Origin of the sequence: Pseudomonas sp. K8 (assembly GCF_014889455.1) — a bacterium.
GTDB classification, from domain to species: Bacteria; Pseudomonadota; Gammaproteobacteria; order Pseudomonadales; family Pseudomonadaceae; genus Aquipseudomonas; species Aquipseudomonas veronii.
The window spans coordinates 1-5318 of record NZ_VJWO01000099.1 but is presented as its reverse complement, the minus strand read 5'-3'; the positions used below and the strand labels follow the sequence as shown (position 1 = coordinate 5318).

Annotated in this window: 4 protein-coding genes; all 4 read right to left on the bottom strand. The window is 62.0% G+C overall.

All coding sequences use genetic code 11. The features are described from left to right. Nucleotides 1-117: 117 nt before the first annotated feature. On the bottom strand, nucleotides 118-1314 hold the full coding sequence (locus tag INT12_RS30250) for an MFS transporter (RefSeq protein WP_193039765.1): 1197 nt from the start codon (nucleotides 1312-1314) through the stop codon (nucleotides 118-120). 322 nt (nucleotides 1315-1636) lie between these two features. Next, the gene (locus INT12_RS30245; protein ID WP_017849453.1) at nucleotides 1637-2641 is read right to left on the bottom strand and encodes a sulfate ABC transporter substrate-binding protein; all 1005 of its coding nucleotides are present in this window, start codon (nucleotides 2639-2641) and stop codon (nucleotides 1637-1639) included. Between the two features lie 95 nt (nucleotides 2642-2736). Next, nucleotides 2737-3561, bottom strand: coding sequence for an ion transporter (locus INT12_RS30240; RefSeq protein ID WP_102618948.1), 825 nt, complete (start codon nucleotides 3559-3561; stop codon nucleotides 2737-2739). 140 nt (nucleotides 3562-3701) lie between these two features. Further along, entirely contained in the window at nucleotides 3702-5060 is a 1359-nt protein-coding gene (locus INT12_RS30235) for a glycerate kinase (RefSeq protein WP_193059160.1), read from the bottom strand. Between the last annotated feature and the right edge of the window lie 258 nt (nucleotides 5061-5318).

The following is a 5318-nucleotide window of genomic DNA, read 5'->3' as shown; positions in this document are numbered from 1 at the left end:
GAAATGCTTGCCAAGACACTGTCAGCGTTCGTGTTACAGCTGCTGCAGATTATCGCCCCGTCGTCCAGTGGCAGGCCGCGCTCGTAACCCCACCCACGATCCCGAGGCATCATGCCGTCAGGCAGTGACCGCCGAAGTGTGGCGCGAAGCACTGAGAAAGCGCAGCAGCGCCACCAGCGGGAACGCACTGCCCACCAGCATCACGCCCAGCCAGCCGCCGTGTTCGTACACGCTGCTGGCAATCGCCGAGCCGAAGGCACCACCGATGAAGATGCTGGTCATGTACAGCGCGTTCAGGCGGCTGCGGCTGTTGGCGTCGAGGGCGTAGATGGCGCGTTGGCCGAGGACCATGTTCATCTGCACGCAGAAGTCGAGGACCACGCCGGTCACCGCCAGGCCGATCACGCTGTACAGCGGGTGTACGAAGGCCGGCAGGAAGCTCAACACCGCAAACACCATGGCCAGCAGTGACGCGCGGTGGGTGTGGCCGGCATCGGCCAGGCGCCCGGCGATGGGCGCGGCGATGGCACCGATGGCACCGACCAGGGCGAAGATCGCGATCTGGGTCTGGCTCAGGCCATGATTGCGCACCAACTCCAGCGGCGCAGCGGTCCAGAACAGGCTGAAGGTGGCAAACATGCAACCTTGATAAAAGGCGCGCTGGCGCAACAGCGGTTGTTCACGCAGCAGGGTGCCGAGGGAACGCAGCAATTGGCCATAGCTGGCGCTGTGGTCGGGCTGGCGCTTGGGGATGGTCATCAGCAAGACCACGCTGATAACGGCCATCAACGCGGCCGCGGCCATGAACATCGCGCGCCAGCCGAAATGGTCGGCGACCACACTGGACACCGGCCGCGCCAGCAGGATGCCCAGCAACAGGCCGCCCATGATGCTGCCGACCACGCGGCCACGGGACTCGGCAGGTGCCAGGTGCGCCGCCAGTGGGATCAGGATCTGCACCGACACCGAACTGAAACCGATCAACAACGACACCAGCAGGAACAGGTTCAGTTGCTCGGTAAACGCCGCACCCAGCAGGCTGGCGATGGCGATCACGGTGGTGCTGATCATCAGCTTGCGGTTTTCCAGCAAGTCACCCAGGGGCACCAGGAAGAACAGGCCCAGGGCGTAGCCGATTTGCGTCAGCGATACGATCAGGCTGGCCATGGCGGGCGTCAGGCCGATGTCCGGCGCGATCAGCTCGATGATCGGTTGCGCGTAGTAGATGTTGGCGACGATGGCGCCGCAGCAAAACGCAAACAGCATTACCATCCCGCGGGTCATGGTGCTCGTAGCGTGGGGAGTAGCGTTCATGGTGTTCTCATAAAAGCGAAGGAAGATGGCGAGCGAGAGTAAAGACAAGACACTGCGGCGAGTAGGCAGTTGGCGGTGATAACACTCATGCCGTGAAATGATGACTGAAGCCTTGGCGTTGGCTTCGAGCGCCCATGATACATGCAGACACACCGGCCGAAACAGGCGACCCGGCGGCCTGACGATCATGCTTGGCATCAAACGAATGTGGGAGCGGGCTTGCCTGCAATGCGGACACCCCGGTGTATCGGACACACCCGGGCGACGCTATCGCAGGCAAGCCAGCCCCCACATTGGCTCGCGTTTCTTCAGTGCGAGCGGCTTACTGCTCGTTGTAGATCTGGTCGAACACCCCGCCATCGTTGAAGTGGGTTTTCTGCACGGTGCGCCAGTCGCCAAAGGTCTTCTCGACCGACAGGAAGTCGACTTTCGGGAAACGATCGGTGTACTTGGCCAGCACTTTCGGATCACGCGGGCGCAGGTAGTTGTTGGCCGCGATTTCCTGGCCTTCCGGCGACCACAGGTACTTCAGGTAGTCTTCGGCGACCGCGCGCGTGCCTTTCTTCTCGACCACTTTGTCCACCACCGTGACCGGCGGCTCGGCTTCGGCGGAGACACTTGGGTAGACCACTTCGAACTGATCGCGGCCGAATTCGCGGGCGATCATTTCCGCTTCGTTTTCAAAGGTCACCAGCACATCGCCGATCTGGTTGGTCATGAACGTCGTGGTCGCGGCACGGCCACCGGTGTCCAGCACGGGCGCTTGCTTGAACAGCTTGCCGACAAAGGCCTTGGCTTTGTCTTCGTCACCGCCGTTCTTCAGCACGTAGCCCCAGGCCGACAGGTAGGTGTAGCGACCGTTACCCGAGGTCTTCGGGTTGGGCACGACCACTTGCACACCATCCTTGAGCAGGTCCGGCCAGTCTTTCAGGGCTTTCGGGTTGCCCTTGCGCACGATAAACACGGTGGCCGAAGTGAACGGCGCGCTGTTGTTCGGCAGGCGGGTAGCCCAGTTGTCCGGCACCAGTTTGCCGTTGTCGACCAGGGCGTTGATGTCGGTGGCCATGTTCATGGTGATTACATCAGCCGGCAGGCCGTCGATCACCGAGCGCGCTTGTTTGCTGGAGCCGCCGAAGGACATCTGCAAGGTCAGCTTGTCGTTCGGGTGCTCGGCTTCCCAGTGTTTCTGGAAGGCGGCGTTGTAGTCCTTGTAGAAATCGCGCATCACGTCGTAGGACACGTTGAGCAGGGTGGTCGGTGCAGCCTGGACGACACCGGCCAATGCAAGGCCGGCGGCCAGGAGAGAGGCGCTAACGAGTTTTTTCACTGCTCATTCCTTGTTGTTCGAGAGTAGAGAGAGGCACTTTGCCAGCGACTATAGCCGGGGCTGTATATTCGCTTAAAGATTAAAAAGATCTTTGCTTATTCCAGCTTGTTAAACAATGCGTTGCCACACCGCGAACAAAACGCCGCGTTCGCGTCATGGGTGTTTTTCTTGCACACCGGGCAGTCCGTTTGCAACTGTTCACCGCGCATGGCGTTGGCCAGTTCGGCGGTGAAGATCCCGGTGGGCACGGCGATGATCGAGTAACCGGTGATCATCACCAGGGACGAAATCACCTGGCCCAGCGGGGTCTTGGGCACGATATCGCCGAAGCCCACGGTGGTCAGGGTCACGATCGCCCAGTAGATGCCCTTGGGGATGCTGGTGAAGCCGTTCCCAGGCCCTTCGATCACATACATCAAGGTGCCGAACACCGTCACCAGGGTGCAGACGCTGAGCAGGAACACCACGATCTTCTGCTTGCTGCCGCGCAACGCCGACATCAGGTAGTTGGCCTGCTTGAGGTACGGCCCGAGCTTGAGCACCCGGAAGATGCGCAGCATGCGGATGATGCGGATGATCAACAGGTACTGGGCATCGCTGTAATACAGCGCGAGGATGCCGGGCACGATGGCGAGCAAATCCACCAGGCCATAGAAACTGAAGGCATAGCGCAACGGCTTGGGCGAGCAGTACAGGCGCAGGCCATACTCGATGGCGAAGATGACGGTGAAGCCCCACTCGATGTAGGCCAGCACGGCGGCGTAATTGTCGTGGACTTCCTGGATGCTGTCGAGGATCACCACCACCAGGCTGGCGAGAATGATCAGCAGCAGGGTGCTGTCAAAACGCCGCCCGGCCGGCGTGTCACTCTGGAAAACCATGACATAGAGACGCTGACGCCAGTCGTTGTTGCTGTCCATAACGTTCGCCCCTATCGAATATCGGGCAAGCCTAGGGGGATTCGAACGGGCTGTCCACGCGGGCTTTCGCTGCAGGACAATCTGGCTGAAGCCGTTGAGCAGCGCTTCGGCCCAGTCGGGGCAGGAGGCCCTGACCGGCGCTAGATCAACGTCTGATCGACCCCGGTTGCGCAACCCGCAGTTTCGGCCCTTGCAGGCCCATCGGAATGCTGAAGGGGGCGTTCAACAGGGTGGGTAGCCTCGAGAATCAGAATGGCGCGAAAGTCGTTGACGTTGGTGCGGGTCGGTTCGGTGATGATCAGATCGTCGAGGGCGGCGAAATAGCCGTAGCCATTGTTGTTGTCCAGCTCGTCGCAGGCCGACAGCCCCAGCGCTTCGGCGCGGGCGTAGCTGGTGGGGGTCATGAGCGCGCCGGCGTTGTCTTCCGAACCGTCGATGCCGTCGGTATCGCCGGCCAGGGCATAGACGCCGGGCAGGCCCTTGAGGCTGTCGGTGAGGCTCAGCAGGAATTCGGCGTTGCGCCCGCCACGGCCAGTGCCGCGCACGGTCACGGTGGTTTCCCCACCGGACAGGATCACGCATGGCGCCGCCAACGGCTGGCCGTGCTGCACGATCTGCCGGGTGATCCCGGCGTGGACCTTGGCCACGTCCCGCGCTTCGCTTTCGAGGTCGCCGAGGATCAGCGGGCTGAACCCGGCCTGGCGGACTTTCACCGCGACCGCTTCCAACGACTGTTGTGGGCGGGCGATCAATTGGAAATGGCTGCGGGCGAGCAGCGGGTCGCCGGGTTTGACGGTTTCCGAGGCCGGGTTCTGCAACCAGCTGCGCACGGACGCCGGCGCGTCGATGTCATAGCGCTTGAGAATGGCCAGGGCCTGTTGCGAAGTGCTTGGGTCGCCGACCGTGGGGCCGGAAGCGATCACCGTGGCCAGGTCGCCCGGCACATCGGAAATCGCGTAGGTATAGACCGTCGCCGGCCATGCCGCCCTGGCCAGTCGGCCGCCCTTGATCGCCGAGAGGTGCTTGCGCACGCAATTCATCTCGCCGATGGTGGCGCCGGACTTGAGCAGGGCTTTGTTGATGGCCTGTTTGTCGGCCAGGCTGATGCCTTCGGCGGGCAGGGCGAGCAACGCCGAGCCACCGCCGGAGAGCAGGAAGATCACCCGGTCGTCTTCGCTCAGTTGGCTGATCAGCGCCAGCACACGCTGCGCCACTTTGATGCCGGCAGCATCCGGGACCGGGTGGGCGGCTTCGACCACTTCGATTTTCTGGCACGGCGCGCCATGGCCGTAGCGGGTGACCACCAGCCCCGTGACTTCACCGTGCCAGGCGTTTTCCACGACCAGCGCCATGGCGGCCGCGGCTTTGCCGGCGCCGATCACAATCACCCGGCCGCTGCGGTCGGCGGGCAGGTAGGGTTCGAGGACTTGCCGGGGATGGGCGGCGTCAATGGCTGTGGCAAACAGCTCACGAAGCAGGTGTTGCGGATCGACCGACATAAGCGGGCTCCCGGGGATTTTTTTGTTATTAGGGATGCAGCAATTGCGGCTATTGAAATGCGATCAACCTGTGGGAGGGGGCTTGCTCCCTCCCACATTTGACGGCATTTCAAAAAGGGCAGCGGTGTGGGTAATGCCAGTCAGTTAAGCTGACTGGCATTTTTATTTCTGATCGGATACTTCGGTGATTTCAGCCGAATCGCCCGAGGATAAACGCGCTCCTCACGTCGATGCGGCAGCACGTAGTGCGGCGCTGAA